10 protein-coding genes and 2 pseudogenes are annotated in these 15,696 nt (G+C 34.0%); 11 read left to right on the top strand and 1 reads right to left on the bottom strand.

The genetic code is table 11. The features are described 5' to 3' along the window. Positions 1 to 254 precede the first annotated feature (254 nt). The 3 genes from VK90_RS17500 (at position 255) to VK90_RS17490 (ending at position 6,092) form a co-directional block, all read left to right on the top strand. On the top strand, positions 255 to 1,013 hold the full coding sequence (locus tag VK90_RS17500) for a gamma-glutamyl-gamma-aminobutyrate hydrolase family protein (protein WP_048374250.1): 759 nt from the start codon (positions 255 to 257) through the stop codon (positions 1,011 to 1,013). 145 nt (positions 1,014 to 1,158) lie between these two features. Next, a complete protein-coding gene (locus VK90_RS17495) occupies positions 1,159 to 2,589 on the top strand; it encodes a YfcC family protein (RefSeq protein ID WP_048374249.1) in 1,431 nt (476 codons plus the stop codon). Positions 2,590 to 3,371: 782 nt separating this feature from the next. Continuing rightward, entirely contained in the window at positions 3,372 to 6,092 is a 2,721-nt protein-coding gene (locus VK90_RS17490) for a sensor domain-containing protein (RefSeq protein ID WP_048374248.1), read from the top strand. 375 nt (positions 6,093 to 6,467) lie between these two features. Here the strand turns inward: VK90_RS17490 and VK90_RS17485 are convergent, their stop codons facing one another. Continuing rightward, entirely contained in the window at positions 6,468 to 7,946 is a 1,479-nt protein-coding gene (locus VK90_RS17485) for an Lsa family ABC-F type ribosomal protection protein (protein ID WP_048374247.1), read from the bottom strand. Between the two features lie 948 nt (positions 7,947 to 8,894). Here VK90_RS17485 and VK90_RS30785 point away from each other — a divergent pair. From VK90_RS30785 to VK90_RS17455, 8 genes and pseudogenes are all read left to right on the top strand, one after another. After that, positions 8,895 to 9,245: pseudogene (locus tag VK90_RS30785) on the top strand (GGDEF domain-containing protein); the annotation flags it as partial. Positions 9,246 to 9,457: 212 nt separating this feature from the next. Then, positions 9,458 to 10,102, top strand: a complete 645-nt coding sequence (locus VK90_RS17480; RefSeq protein WP_002175050.1) for a LytTR family DNA-binding domain-containing protein — start codon at positions 9,458 to 9,460, stop codon at positions 10,100 to 10,102. A 126-nt stretch (positions 10,103 to 10,228) separates the two neighbouring features. Continuing rightward, a complete protein-coding gene (locus tag VK90_RS17475; protein ID WP_048374246.1) occupies positions 10,229 to 11,743 on the top strand; it encodes an acetyl-CoA hydrolase/transferase family protein in 1,515 nt (504 codons plus the stop codon). A 389-nt stretch (positions 11,744 to 12,132) separates the two neighbouring features. After that, on the top strand, positions 12,133 to 12,666 hold the full coding sequence (locus tag VK90_RS17470) for a chloramphenicol phosphotransferase CPT family protein (protein ID WP_048374245.1): 534 nt from the start codon (positions 12,133 to 12,135) through the stop codon (positions 12,664 to 12,666). 585 nt (positions 12,667 to 13,251) lie between these two features. Then, positions 13,252 to 13,533, top strand: a complete 282-nt coding sequence (locus VK90_RS17465) for a hypothetical protein (protein WP_048374244.1) — start codon at positions 13,252 to 13,254, stop codon at positions 13,531 to 13,533. A gap of 9 nt (positions 13,534 to 13,542) precedes the next feature. Then, positions 13,543 to 13,710, top strand: coding sequence for a hypothetical protein (locus VK90_RS30780; RefSeq protein WP_231595899.1), 168 nt, complete (start codon positions 13,543 to 13,545; stop codon positions 13,708 to 13,710). Between the two features lie 443 nt (positions 13,711 to 14,153). Next, complete coding sequence (locus VK90_RS17460; RefSeq protein WP_048374243.1) at positions 14,154 to 15,185, top strand: hypothetical protein; 1,032 nt, start codon at positions 14,154 to 14,156, stop codon at positions 15,183 to 15,185. A gap of 111 nt (positions 15,186 to 15,296) precedes the next feature. Next, a pseudogene (locus tag VK90_RS17455) lies at positions 15,297 to 15,566 on the top strand (IS4 family transposase); the annotation flags it as partial. Between the last annotated feature and the right edge of the window lie 130 nt (positions 15,567 to 15,696).

Raw genomic sequence — 15,696 nt, 5'->3', positions numbered from 1 at the left:
ACCAATTATAATACATATCAACATAGTGAGCACTGAAAAACGACAAATTATTTAAAATTATGTAAATAATCATTCGAATTTTAATATTGGCACGATAATTGCTTGTATAAATGTTGCGTAAAGAAATGATGAAATTAGTAGAGTAGTAATTTACATATCCGATTCTTTACCATTTGCTAGAAAAGGGAGGGTAAGAATATACAATTCCAACAAAGAAAGACAACGAAACCATTTTAAGTATGAGGTGAGAGGAAATGAAACCACTAATTGGTGTTACTGGGTATTATGTTGATCATAGTGAAATAGGGAAGGAGGGCTTGCGAGGGCTACCAGGTCAAGATATGGCTATCTTTTCTTATGACTACATCCGTTCCCTTCAAAGAGCAGGTGCAACAGTTGTTCTACTTCCAATTGAAGAAGTTGATCAAATCGATTCTACACTTAACCAATTAGATGGATTGTTATTGGCTGGTGGCGCGGACGTCAATCCATTTTATTACGGTGATATTCCAAAATCGTATATAGGCACTGTAGAGGAAGAACGAGATAACTTTGAATTAAATCTGGCAAAACAGGCTTTAGAAAGAGATATTCCGATTTTAGGAATTTGCCGAGGATTACAGGTGTTGAATGTTGCAGCTGGTGGGTCTCTTTATCAAGATTTAGAACATGAGATGGGCCCCGAATATTTCCATGCTCGGGAACAGTTCCGTAAATGGCAAGGCTCTCATTCCGTAGATCTTCTTGAAGAGGGAAAAATTTATGAGGCTATTGGTCAAAAATCCTTAATGGTGAATTCTTTTCATCACCAAGCAGTGAAAATGCTGGGAAGGGATTTTGAAGTGAGCGCTCGGTCCTTCGATGGTGTGATAGAGGCCATTGAATCCAAAGCTCATCACTATGTAGCAGCAGTTCAATGGCATCCAGAAATGATGTCGGAAAGGGATGCTCTACAGCAGCGTTTATTTAACCACTTTGTGAATGAAATTAGTAAAAAGGTGGTTACATCCTAAAATGTTATAAGTAAAAGAATCAAGGGCATTTCGTAACCTTTTAAAAATATAAAGAGTTATTTGTAATAGGACAGCCTGGTACGCTCGGTAGTAGAGGTAACCAGACTGTCGGTTGCCAAAGATTTAATGAAAAGGGGATTGGTATATGAGTCAAGTATCAGAAAAAACAGTTTTATTCGAGCCAGAAGAAAAAAAGGAAAAAAGAGAATGGAAAATAAACGTATTTGCAATGTTACTTGTCCTCTTAGTCATTGCAACCGTGATTACACATATATTACCAGCTGGAGAATATTCACATGTTGAAAAAAATGGGTATACGACAGTAGATCCAAATTCATTCAAATGGATTGCATCAACGCCACTTGGATTCTTTGATATGATAAAAACGATTCCTACAGGGTTAGTAGAAGCGGCTAATATTATCTTTTTTATTCTTATTATCGGAGGATTTTTTGGTGTATTAAAGGCATCAGGTACAGTTGAGGCTCTTGTTTCAACGATGGCAAAAAAACTCGCGAATCGTGAAAAGTTAATGATTCCTCTTATAATGCTATTCTTTGCACTTGGCGGATCATTAATGGGGATGGCCGAGGAAACTTTGGTTTATGTACCTCTCTTTATTCCACTGGCTCTTGCGATTGGATTTGATACGATAACAGGAACTGCGATGGTATTGGTAGGGGCGTCCGTCGGATTTACAACCGCAATTATGAATCCGTTTACAGTGGGGCTTGCGCAAGGGATAGCAGGTCTTCCTATGTATTCGGGGATGGGGTTCCGCCTAGTATTATTCGTAGTCATATATGTAATTGCTGTTACATTCGTCTATCGTCATGCTATGAAAGTAAAGAGAGATCCTTCAATTGGAATTTACGGAAAATTCGATACAAACAATTCAGATGACATATTAACAGCGAAAGTAGAGTTAACAAAAAGACATAAATGGATATTAACGGCATTTTTAATCAATTATATTGTTCTTGTATTCGGTGTTATTAAGTACAAATGGTATATAACAGAAATTGCATCCTTATTTATTATCTTAACTATAATAATTGCAATCCTTGGCAAGATATCTATTGATGAAACCGTAGAATCTTTTACACAGGGATCGGCATCTTTAATTAGTGGAGCTTTAATTATTGGTGTATCACGTGCCATTCTAGTCGTATTGAATCAGGGGCATATTATAGACCCATTACTTTATCAAGTATCGGAAGGAATGAAACATATTTCTCCTTTTTTAAGTGTTGTTGGAATGTACAACTTCCAAGTAGCTATTCATTTTATTTTAGCATCAGGTAGTGGTCATGCGATGTTGACAATGCCTATAATGGCACCGCTTGCAGATTTATTGCACATTACACGCCAAACAGCAGTATTATCCTTTTCATTCGCGGATGGTATTGGAAATATTATTTTTCCGACAGGTGGTACGCTAATGGCTGGTTTGGCAATTGCAGGAATTTCCTGGACAAAGTGGGCAAGGTGGATTATCCCTTTGATTCTCATTGAATACTCAATCGGTTTAATAGCGGTTATAATTGCTCATCTTATCGGTTATGGTCCATCCTAATATAGGACGGATAGTTTTTATAAAGTTGTTTACTTGTTGTGGATTTGAAACAGTTTTCTTATTTTCACTTGTCATTACCATTCCAATGTTAATGACATTAATAGCGACTTACTACCATTCGTTGCGAACAAGATAATATAGAAAGTGAATTTGTAAGTTTATAAAGAAAAGGTGGTTGTTATAAGTTATTCGCCTACCAAAACAATCAATCTTTTTTATGGAATTTTTGAGGGGTAAGTTATAAATCCCTTATATTTAGAACAATCTTTGTTCAAAATATAAGGGATTCTTTTTATGATGAAATGAATGTTCGCTGCAACTTTTTATTAAACTTTATTTTAAAGCAATAGTTTTTGTAATTGACATCACTTCTTTGTGTAACTATAATAGTTACAGTGATTTTGGTGAATTGCTTTGCATTTCAAAGTTCATGATTATGTATTTTTATTTCTTCTAAGTGTGATAGTTATCAACTAACTATGTTCCAATGAAAGCTTATATTAAATCTCACATTCAAAGAGTAGTTAGCTGTATCATTCAAATTTACAGTGTGTAAATCCTTTAAAGAAATCACTATTTTCATCTTATTCTTTTTATAATCCTCGGTATAAAAAATAGTAAACATCTACAGATATTAAATAAGACTGCATTATTTAGAAAGAAATCTTTTAAAAAGGTCATAATATGGATAATAGGCGGAAACTAATTTAATTAATATGAGTTGTTCCACCATAAAGACATTTTTTAATAAAAGTATAGAAAGACTCAAGAAGGTGAATCCATTGCGTAAACATTCACATGTGCAATTTTATGTATTGATATTGGCTCTAATAGCTTATTTAAGCTTTTGCTTTATCTTTTTATTTATTTTTCCGAATCATTATTTTGTATCAGATTTTAATATACGACTATCATCCTTAGTTATTGAGACTACTGTATTTATCTCATTACTTTATTCTATATTATCCAGAAAAATTAAGTTAGGAGTCTTCTGGGTTTGCATTACCATTGCAATAGGTTGTTTCTTGATAGGGAATTTCATATCTGCATTTCAAGTACTTAATCTAGAATTACCAATACAAAATTTTAATATCTCCGATGTATTTTTGTTGTTTTTCTTATTCTTTTTTCTTTTTGCGTTCTTTTATAAAATCATTATGGAATGTAACAAGTGGGAAAAAGCGTATTTACTTTGTGATTTATGTATTGTTGTTACTGCCATTTTTACATTAGAGTGGTATCTATTTAATAAACCTTCTGCAAATATCTTATTCTTATCAATTGGAGATGTTTTTCTCTCGTTTATTTTTCCGATTATAGATTTATTACTTCTTTTATTAGGAGTTAGTCTGATCTTTCGACCAGCTATTTTTAATGCGAAAAGTAAATTAGTTATTTTTATCCTAGTATTATCTGGATTGGCTATTACGGACTATTTGTATTTTTACTTGCAAGATGATTTGTCAGATCGTTCAGTTATATTATTAAGGTGTTTGTATAGAGTTTTCCTATTATTTATCGCCATTGCTGCTACTATACCAAAGAATGCATCTTCTAGAAGGAATTATTTCATTATCGATCCCACATTCGGAAAGAAACTTCTTGTTATATTTCCTTATCTTGCAGTTGCAGTCTTAATTGGTTTTACTTTTAAAGAGCAAACTTCCTCGGCTACACTTATTACTGGAAATTGTATTGCATTTGTATTTGTGCTGATTCGTCATACAATCGTACGAATGGAAAACAGAGATTTAACCGAAATGTTAAAAGTGTTTAATAATCAATTAGAACAAAAAGTATCTCAAAGAACAGCAGATTTAATAAACAAATCCAATGATTTGGTCAAAAATCAAGAGAGATTTAAGTCATTATATGAGTATCATCCAGATCCTATTTTAACGATTGATTCAAATGGTACGGTGTTAAATATAAACCAGGCTGGAAGTATGTTATTAGGAAAAAACAGTGATGAATTAATAGGTAAAGAGTGCTTCTCAATTTTTTTAGATGAAGATAGATCTGAATTGGAAGCAGCTCTACAAGAAGGTAAACGATGCAGTTCGGCTTCGTTACAATTACGTGTAAAAAATAATAATGAGAAGAACATTCATTTTTGGTACGTCACCATTGTTCCTATTATGATAGAAGGACAAACTTTTGGGAGTTATGTAATGGTAAAAGACATTACGAGAATGAAGCAACAACAAGATGAGATAAACTATCTAGCATTCCATGATACAGTGACGGAGATTGGAAATCGAATATTCTTCCAACAAGAATTAGAAAAATCCATTGAGCGTGCACAAAAAACGCAGGTTGAATTTGGACTCTTGTATATAGATTTAAATCGTTTTAAGACCATTAATGATACACTGGGACATTCAATTGGTGACAGTGTTTTAAAAGAAGTTGCTAAACGTTTTAGGACATGTCTGTCACCGGCTATTCCTCTAGCGAGAATAGGGGGAGATGAGTTTGCAATCATAGTCCATAACCACACAGAGCAACAGCTATTGGATTTGTGTGAAACTCTATTTCGTATAACTGAAGAACCATTTGTAGTAAATCAGCATAGTTTTTACTTATCTCTTAGTATAGGAATAGCAGTGTATCCGTTTGGAGGAATAAATACTACTACACTTTTACAACATGCTGATATTGCTATGTATAGTGCAAAGGAAAAAGGTAACAATGCTGTTTGCATGTATGACGAGACATTATCAGAAAAAATAACAAGACGATTACGATTAGAACAGGATTTACCGAATGCATTAGAAAATAATGAGTTGTATTTATTGTATCAACCACAAGTTGACAGTAAGACTGGTATGGTTATTGGTGCAGAGGCTTTAATACGTTGGCAACATCCAGAGCTGGGACTTATTTCACCTTTTGAGTTCATACCTATTGCGGAAGAAACCTCGCAAATTATTCCAATCGGAAAATGGACGTTACAGGAAGCGTGTCAACAATTGAAAAAGTGGCATTCTACGGGCTATGCAAATCTAAAAATGGGGATAAATTTATCAGCTATAGAGTTTGAACAGAAGGACTTTGTTCAAACAATCATATCTACCATAGAAGAAGTAGGGGTACCTGCTAGTTCGTTTGATTTAGAATTAACGGAGCGGATCGCAATGGTAGATGAAAAGGAAACGTTAGCGAAGTTAAAAGTATTAAAATCATATGGTGTACATTTATCAATTGATGATTTTGGTACAGGATATTCTTCATTAGCATATCTCCCTTTGTATCCAATTGATACCTTGAAAATTCCAAGAGAATTTGTTAATAGGATCGGAACTTCTACGGATGGAGATGAAATTATTCATACCATTATTTCACTAGCACATACTTTAAACATGAAAGTGATCGCAGAAGGGGTAGAAACGAAGGAACAATTAGAAGTATTACAACGAAATGCATGCTATCTAATTCAGGGTTATTACTACAGTAAACCTGTTAATGAAGATGAATTCATTAAGTTTATAAGCTTGATGTAAAATAAGAAAGTGCTCTTTGACACTCCCACCCCTAAAGGGGCAAGCTGACTAACGTCAGTGGGATTCTTGCTACCAAAGGCGAAGTCCATTTCTGGTATCGCTGACGTGCAAGATTGCGGTGTGCCATCACCACTCTCACGAAAGACCATATAGGTTCGTGAGGTTCGTGAGCTACGTTACTATAACCATACCGTACAGATCGTTGCGTGTTCATATGTTTTAGCGTTTTGTTCTTGACGACACTAAATTTCCTATTAAAAAGCCTAATTTCTCAATTCTTTGTAGAGAAATTAGGCTTTTTTCATCACATCATTAAAGTGCTTTATAGATTAATGACTTGATTTATTAATTATATCTTTAATTATTCGAGTTGAGCTACATAGGTATAGTTTTTGTTGCAACTGTTTGTTGAAATGCCTTATCATGCTCAACAATAACCATTGTAGGATTAAATTGTTGAATAAGCTCTTCAATCTGCATACGCGAATAAATATCTATAAAGTTTAATGGTTCATCCCATATATATAAATGAGCTTTTTCACATAAACTTTTAGCGATAAGCAGTTTTTTCTTTTGTCCACCAGAATAATGAGATATATCTTTCTCAAATTGAATTCGGTCAAAATCCATCTTTCGTAGGATGGATTTAAATAACGTCTCATCAATCTTGTGCTCTTCAATAAAGTCTGATAGCGATCCCTTCAAATGAGAAGTATCTTGTTGGACATAGGAAATAATGAGTCCTGTACCTAAAGTAAATGAGCCTGTATGCTGTATCGGATGTCCTAGAATTAGTTTTAGGATACTACTTTTCCCGCTCCCATTCTTTCCATCAAGCACAATCCGGTCACCTTGTTCGACTATGAAGCTAATCGGCTCATTCACGAATTGGTCATCGTACTTAACAGACACGTCCGCCAAAGTAACCAATTCATTTGACTTAAACTTCAATGCTTCTAATTTTAATGACTCAGTTTTCTCTACATTTTTTAGTAATTTTGACTTTTCTTCAATAGCTTTTTGTTGCCTTGATTCTAGGTTTTTTGCTCTTTTCATCATCTTGGCTGCTTTATGCCCTACAAACCCCTTATCCAACTTAGAGCCTGAATTCCTCGTTCCGTTTTTTGAAGCCTCCACATCATGAGACCAACCTGCTGAACGTTTGGAAGACTGTTTTAATCTTCCTATGTCTTTTTGCAAACGTTCATTTGTAGCCTCTTCGTGTTCCTGCTGTCTATCAAAATTTAACTTCCAAGAAGAATAGTTCCCACTTTGAACTTCAATATTTGCTCTATTTATAGATAAGATATGGTCAACGCATCCATCTAAAAAGATTCTGTCATGTGAAATTAAAATAAACCCTTTTTTCTTCCTTAGATAATCAGAGACCATCTTTCGTGCATCAGTGTCTAGATGATTTGTTGGCTCATCAATTAATAGAAATTGCCCCTCATTCAAAAACAATGCAGCAAGCAACACCTTTGTTTGTTCTCCATTTGATAATGTTTTAAAGGGTCTGTACATGACCTCGGCATCAACATTTAAATAGGATATTTCACGTAGAAATTCCCAATCTTCTGCTTGGGGACAAATTTCTTCAAGGATTTCATGAGTAAAATTGTTCTTATCTGAAACAGGGTAGGGGAAATAATTGAATTCTACCGAAGCAAGGATCTTCCCACTGTACTCATAATTCCCTAATAATAAATTAAAAAATGTCGTTTTACCTCGTCCGTTTCTACCGATAAATCCCAGTTTCCAATCTGTATCTATTTGAAAGTTTACACCTTCAAAAATATTATCAAAGCTACCTGGGTATGAAAAAGTTAAGTCTTGAACTTTTATCATTGACATAATAATTCCTCCTTTATATATCGAAACTTTTCATATAAAGTCGGAATATCCATCCATTTTTTAATTCCTCTATATAAGTTTGATGGATATTAACGACTTATATAGAGGATTACATGTGTAACAATAGTGTCTGAATTACTCATTTTTCTCTCTCCTTTATTTGTTAGGTAAATTTACTGATTAATAAATACCAGCGTACATATAAGGGAATAAAAAAAACCTCCAATTTGTAATTGGAAGGATTAGTCTTTCGCTTGTACTTAATAAGTACTTATTAATCATTTGAATCATGACAAATAAAGTATGAACTGAATTAAAAAAATGGATAGACTAACCCTATATTTTGTAGTGTGAAGTTATAAATTTCAACTTAAAATATAAATTAGTTAATCATTATTCATCCATCATTCCTTTCATAATTCTATTTTTAGAGTAACATTCTTTTTTAGGAGATGCAATATCTCCTTCACCTAATCCTAAATCATTTGAAATTCTTCGATTAGGGAGATAAAACATAGCATCATTATTATAAACATCGCACTTTTGTTCAAAATGTCACTTGTCTTTTGTCCATTAAAAGGGGAGTTATTTGAAATTGACATCACCTCTGATGTAATTATAATGGTTACGAACAGCAGCTAACTATGATCCAATGGAAGCTTAGATTCTATCTCATATTCAAGGGAGAGTTAAGCTGTATCATTCAAATTTACGGTGTGCAAATACTTTAAAGAAACCACATTTTTTATCGTATTCTTTTTGGAATCCTCGGTTTAAAAAATAGTAAACATCTACAGATATTAAATAAGACTGTAGTATGTAGAAAGAAATCTTTTAAAAAGGTCATAATAGAGATAATAGGCAGCACCCATTTTAATTCATATGGGTTGTTCAGCCATAATGATATTTTTTAATAAAAGTATAGAAAAACTCAAGAAGGTAAATCTATTGCGTCAAAAATCATATGTGCACTTTTATTTATTATTTATAGCTCTAATAGCTTATTTAAGCTTTTGCTTTATCTTTTTATTTGTTTTTCCGAATCATTATTTTGTATCAGATTTTAATATACGACTATCATCCTTAGTTATTGAGACTATTGTATTTATCTCATTACTTTATTCTATATTATCCAGAAAAATTAAGTTAGGAGTCTTCTGGGTTTGCATTACCATTGCAATAGGTTGTTTCTTGTTAGGGAATTTCATATCTGCCTTTCAAGTACTTAATTTAGAATTACCAATACAAAATTTTAATATCTCCGATGTATTTTTGTTGTTTTTCTTATTCTTCTTTCTTTAAAGTGACATGAAATGACTCCATTCAAGAATTATCATATGGACACCCCTTTTTGCTGAAGGAGGGTTTGATCTTAAAATTTGTACGATTTTGAAGTAGAGTCACTGTGCTTGTAAGAAAGGCGCGAAGTTTTGAATGAAGTTGCAATGTTTATAAAAAGAAAGGGTGCATTTTAATAATAGTAGTATAATAGTGGATGAGGTGTTAATAGTATGGAAGATATAACATTAGGCTTACTACTAGATGTCGTTGGTGAATTATTTTCAGATGAAATTTCAATTGCCGTTTCAAATACAAAAGAATATATCTACTATAGGCCAAGTAAACGAATTGATTTAAAGATTAGCGTTGGAGATCCTATAAAGGAAGGAACGATTGCCCATAAAGCAATGGTTACGAAGCAAAAGGCCTCTGAGTTTATTAACCGGGATGTTTTTGGTATTCCTTATCATGGAATGGCCGTACCATTTTTAAATAATGGAAAGCTTGAGGGTTGCGTGACGGCAATTTATCCAGCTTTAACGGATGGAAAATCGGTCGTTACCTTAAAAACAACAGACGGCTGGATTCCAGTTCCTTTTTCAAAGGTCCTGTATTTAGAGGCTAAAGATAAAAAGACGTATGTGAATTCGGAAGAGTTATCAGGAACACATAAATACTCTCTGCAAGAATTCGAATACTTGCTTCCGAAGGATTCATTTATTAGATGCCACCGTTCATTTATTGTAAATGTTAATCATATTAAAGCGATTTATCCTGATACCCATTCTACTTTTTTACTTTCGATGAATAATGGTGAGCGGGTACCAGTTAGTCAATCATATGCCAGTTATTTTCGAAAGCTTCTAGGATTCTAGACTTTCTGCTTTAGAACCTAGATTCGCTACTTTATCTGAATTTTTCATATTGTATACCAAAATCCCTATTTTGATAGTGTTAAAGTGTAAAATAATTATGAATATTCATTAAGAGAGGGATTACATATGGAGAATAATTTGGATAGAATCAGGGACCATCGTCTGAAGGACCGGGTAGTTACACCTGAAGAAGCGGCTTCCTGGATTCAAAGTGGAATGACTTTAGGCTTAAGTGGGTTTACACGTGCAGGAGATGTGAAAGCAGTCCCATTTGCGCTGGTGAACCGAGTTAAGCATGATAAATCTTTTAAAGTAAATGTTTATACTGGAGCCTCCTTAGGTTCGGATGTAGATAAATTATTTGCTGAGGCAGGAATTTTAGGAAAAAGATTGCCTTTCCAAGCTGATACGACTATGCGAAAAGGAATTAATAATGGAGACTTTTTATTTGTGGATCAGCACTTGTCTCATACAGCAGAGCTACTCCGTGCTGACGTTATGGATATAGATGTCGCTATCTTGGAAGCGGTTGCAATAACTGAGGATGGAATGATTATTCCAACCACTTCAATTGGAAATTCCTTAGCGTTTTCCCTAAATGCGAAGTCCATTATTATTGAAATGAATATGGCTCAATCTACACAATTAGAGGGGCTGCATGATTTATATGAACCAGGAAAACAAGGGGAAAGGCTTCCAATTCCGCTCGTGAAATCGGATGACCGAATTGGAACAATCGGTATTCCAATTGATGTTGAAAAAGTGAAAGGGATTGTGTTTACGAACCAACTTGATTCGCCATCGACAATTGTTCCTCCAGATGAAGAAACTGTTATTATGGCACAGCATTTAATAGAGTTCCTTCGAAAAGAAGTAAAGGTAGGCCGATTAACGAATCGTTTAGCGCCGTTACAATCGGGAATTGGTTCAGTAGCCAATGCAGTCCTGCATGGCATGTTAGATTCGGAGTTTGAAGATTTAGAAGTGTATTCCGAGGTATTACAGGATGCGGTCTTTGATCTTATGGATGCTGGGAAAGTACATTTTGCTTCTTGCTGCTCCATCACGCTTTCTGAAGAGAAAATGCAACAAGTATTTTCCAACTTTGAAAAATATCGCAACAAATTAATGATGCGCCCGCAAGAGATTTCTAATCATCCTGAAATCATTCGCCGCCTTGGATTAATCTCGATTAATACTGCTTTAGAATTAGATATATACGGAAATGTCAACTCTACTCACGTTTTAGGTACAAAAATGATGAACGGCATTGGTGGTTCTGGTGATTTTGCAAGAAATGCACGCCTAGCTATCTTTGTTACTAAATCCATTGCGAAAGGTGGTAACATTTCAAGTATCGTTCCTTTCGTCTCTCATGTAGACCATACTGAACACGATGTAGATGTTATCGTCACTGAACAGGGGTACGCTGACCTAAGGGGACTGGCGCCAAGGGAAAGAGTGGAACTGATTATTGAGAATTGTGCACATCCAATGTATCGTGACCAACTACGAACTTATTACCAAGAAGCACTAACAAGGGGTGGACAAACTCCTCATGTTTTAGAAAAAGCTTTTTCTTGGCATACGAATTATGCTAAAAATGGAACAATGCTTGAAGCGGTAGTAGAAACTGTATAGGTGCGTATCGTATCATAAGTAATAGTAAAGCGGAAGATTGAGTTTGAAGTTGAATACAATATGTTGTAAATATAAAGTGCCTTAGAGGGTTAAATTTAGAAAAAAGAACGCCAATTTTCAGGGATGGCGTTCTTTTTCTTTAATTAAACTTTTGGTATAAGTCATATAGTGTAGAGTGATAATAAAGTTGTTAAATTTACAAAGAAAGTCGTTTGAAAAATAATAAAGTTGTTGAAAAAATGCGGGTCATTCTATTCAACAATCGGGCCATAATCTGGAATATCTTATTGTGAAAGCGATGTTAATTTGACATAATTGTTATTAAGTTAAAGAACATCATATCGACATAAGAAGCATTTAAGCTTATGTCCCAAAGAGGGGTTAAAGGTATGGTAGACGTAATTATTCTGAATGGTGGATCGAGTTCCGGGAAGACCACTATCGCAAAGTGTCTGCAGAATTTATTGCCAACGTCTTGGTTAAGGTTCAGTATCGACGATTTAATCGACGCTATGCCTGATGCAATGTTGAAAGCAGACAGCGGAATTAAATTTGGTGACGATGGGTCTGTCAGTCCAGGTACGGAATTTCGCAAATTAGAATCTGCATGGATGAACGGTATTGGCGAGATGGCCCGTAGAGGAGCCCAGGTGATTATCGATGATGTCTTCATTAGCGGAGTAGATGCTTGCAATTGCTGGGAAGCTGCCTTGGAAGGGTTGCAGGTGTTGTGGGTTGGTGTTTTCTGTGATCCCATCGTGGCATCCACTCGTGAAAGCGCACGAGGAAACCGAGTTGCAGGAATGGCAGTGTCGCAAGCGACTGCAGTTCACATTGGCATACATTATAACATCAAAGTTGACACAACAAAGACATCGCCAGAAGAATGTGCTCAAATTATCGGACAAAGAATCAACCCCTGAGAGCTTACGAGGTGTTTTAAGTAAACGAGATCATTTCTGCAATATTGCACAATCACAGATGTACAGAACGGTCTTCCGCAATCGGGTGTTATTTTTGAATGAAATTTAGATTTTTAAACGACTTTATTGTTATATTTTTTCTTGTAGTAAAGTTTCTTACATTAAGATTAAACAAGCATAACCCCGTCCTATATTTAGAACGGGGTTATGCTTGTTTAAGCTTTTAAAATTAAATAACTTTATTGTCATTTTACAAATTACTCAAAAGGGACTACATTTCTTAAATGTGATGGATTAGGCGAGGAAAAACATCATCAAAACACTTTGGTGGGACTTATCTTCTGAAGAAGTAAAGCAGTTGAATCTCATATTCCAAAAATCATTAGGTAGAAAACAAACATGAACAAACAAAAAAGTACCACAGATTCATTTATCCTAATAATAAATTCTATTTTTAGGGATATTTTTATCAATTTTAAATATGAGCACAATTAATGTTTCGATTCCTGAAATAATGTGATATTTCCAAACTGATCTTGACTCTGTTCAATGGACAATAATAGGTTTCATACTAGTAACACTGGAATGGAAGAAGTTCCTTTAAACTTATCTGGACATGCATCTTCTATTAATAATTGGACGAGACAAAGTTTTGGTTCCCTTGCTATCGGCGTATTCACTTCTATAGTAGCTGCACGTATGATTGTACATACAGAAAAGCTAAGTGGAAGTCTTATATCAATTCAACAACAAGCCTTTACACTTAGTATTCATGATGTATTTATAATAGCTACTGTTATCGCTATGCTCGGATTACCTTTTTCTTTTTATCTTAAAGCTAAAAAAAATAATTGTAATAATATATGAGGCTAGAACATGACTCAATATATAAACAATGAGTATGTAGAAATGGATTTTAGAGTAGCCAATATAAAAGAAGAAGAGTTAAGAAACACATTCTTCCCCAAAACGATAAAAATGAACTTCGGTGCTATAAAAAACACAAAATTTCTATTTAGGGGATACTTTAAAATCTTAGCTTGATGACTATGGGATGGTCGGGTACAAATGTTAATGTTTTGCCTATTAATTTTTCTTTTATCCGCTTATAATCATTTATTTTATTGAATAAAGAAAGTAATTTCTCTGAAATCAGTTTATTAGTAGGCAGTTTTTCTTCGTTCCGCATTGTTGGTACATGGTTCTGTCTGAAAGCACCTTCTTTTTCTAATACAATGGATGATACAAGCATTTTCAACTCCATGTTTTGACCGATTAGTTTACCTGATATTTCATCTCCTTCCCCTCCTAACCTTGATAATTCAAGTGTTAACGAGAAAAAAAGAAGGTAAACCTAAAAGATACAGAAAATAAGAAACTCTCAAATCAAGAGGGTAGCTGAGTAGTTATATTTTTCCATTTATATATTACTATTCCTTATTTTTTATGCTATGATTGATAGGTTAATGAATTGAAAGGGTGATTTTATGAAGTTTGGGAAAATGGGATTAGTGGTTGCAGCAAGTTTAAGTCTTTTCGCTTTATCTGCGTGTGGAAAATCTGCAAAAGAAACAGTTGTTTCTTCAACAGAAAACATTTTAAATGCAAAACAAATGGAATCAAGTGGTTCAATTTCTTTTAAATTCGATTCTAATGCGAAAGATATGAAAACAGAAAATAAAGCGGCAATGGATATGTTAAAAAACATATCAATTACTGTTGATTCAAAAACAGATAAAGATGCAAAAAAAGATGAAATAACAATTGGTGCAAATATTAAAACAGATGCAATGAAAATGGATATATCGATTCCAATGTTTATGGATGAAGGGAAAAAGGCTTTATATGTAAAAGCGAATAATGTAAAATCACTATTACAATTAGCTGGCGTTCCTGGTGATAGTTTTTCTACTCTAGAAGGAAAAGTTATCAAAATGGATATGAAAGATTTAGGAGAAGTAGATACAAAAGAATCTGCGGAAATCCAAGAGAAAGTACAGAAAGCTTTATTAGATGCAATCAAAGCGCTTCCTGAAGACAAATTTACAAAAGAAAAAGATGTATATACTGTGAAATTAACAGGTAAAGATTTAAAAACAGTGATTGAAAAGGTATTTGATGAAATGTCTACAATGAAAAACTTCACTGGAACAAAACAAGAAATTGCAGACTTTAAGAAAGAATTGAAAGATGCAAATCTTGATAAATCTTCTATTTCTTTAACTTATACAATGGATGGAAAAACAATTAAAAAACAGGATGCAGCAATTCATGTCGAAGCAAAAAATTCTAAAGACGAAAAAGAAATAATTAAATTTGATATGAATATTAATTCTGATATCAAATCTATCGATAAACCAATCAAATTCACATTCGATACTTCTGAAAAGAACATTGTTCCAATGGATGAGTTGCAAAAAATAATTGGTGAATTTATGAATCAATCCATGAGGAATGATAAAATGGATGGCGGGGAAGTAACTCCTGTTCAACCAGCTCCAACAGAACCTGCAGCATAAAAAAGCCCCCTTAAGAAGGGGCATAGCCACATTGCTATCAAGCTAACAAAACAAAATACAAAAAATACGCTATTCTTTCTGTAGAATCATAGGAAAGGGTGGCGTTTTTGTATGTCTATTTCTGTATCTGATGAATTACAATTATTTGCTCAAGAAATTCAATGCTTTTTATCTCAAAATATCTTACGAGATTTTGCTAGAGATGTTGGTTTTGTTCAACGAACCAGTAAGTACCAAGCAAAAGATTTAGTTGCTTTATGTGTATGGATGAACCAAAATGTCGCTACAACGTCTTTAACTCAGCTATCTAGCTGCTTAGAAGCATCAACAGAAGTACTCATCAGTCCTGAAGGACTGAATCAACGATTTAATCAAGCGGCTTAATTCAAAAAAATGAAACCCGTTAGGGTTTATTTCGTATGCAAATCTTTAAATTTCCTACATGTAGCCTTTAGAAAAAGGAAACAGCCTCTACTATAATTGACGTTGTATGAGCTTAGCTTGATGGCGA

The sequence above is a fragment of the Bacillus sp. LK2 genome (assembly GCF_001043575.1).
Lineage (GTDB): Bacteria > Bacillota > Bacilli > Bacillales > Bacillaceae_G > Bacillus_A > Bacillus_A paramycoides.
This window is presented reverse-complemented; position numbering and strand designations above follow the sequence as displayed.

What these genes read in the sequence shown, in the direction of transcription:
- VK90_RS17470 (WP_048374245.1), top strand. Translation starts at nt 12,133, where the DNA reads ATGGTAGACGTAATTATTCTGAATGGTGGATCGAGTTCCGGGAAGACC.
- VK90_RS17475 (WP_048374246.1), top strand. Translation starts at nt 10,229, where the DNA reads ATGGAGAATAATTTGGATAGAATCAGGGACCATCGTCTGAAGGACCGG.
- VK90_RS17495 (WP_048374249.1), top strand. Translation starts at nt 1,159, where the DNA reads ATGAGTCAAGTATCAGAAAAAACAGTTTTATTCGAGCCAGAAGAAAAA.
- VK90_RS17500 (WP_048374250.1), top strand. Translation starts at nt 255, where the DNA reads ATGAAACCACTAATTGGTGTTACTGGGTATTATGTTGATCATAGTGAA.
- VK90_RS17480 (WP_002175050.1), top strand. Translation starts at nt 9,458, where the DNA reads ATGGAAGATATAACATTAGGCTTACTACTAGATGTCGTTGGTGAATTA.
- VK90_RS30780 (WP_231595899.1), top strand. Translation starts at nt 13,543, where the DNA reads ATGACTCAATATATAAACAATGAGTATGTAGAAATGGATTTTAGAGTA.
- VK90_RS17465 (WP_048374244.1), top strand. Translation starts at nt 13,252, where the DNA reads ATGGAAGAAGTTCCTTTAAACTTATCTGGACATGCATCTTCTATTAAT.
- VK90_RS17485 (WP_048374247.1), bottom strand. Translation starts at nt 7,946, where the DNA reads ATGTCAATGATAAAAGTTCAAGACTTAACTTTTTCATACCCAGGTAGC.
- VK90_RS17460 (WP_048374243.1), top strand. Translation starts at nt 14,154, where the DNA reads ATGAAGTTTGGGAAAATGGGATTAGTGGTTGCAGCAAGTTTAAGTCTT.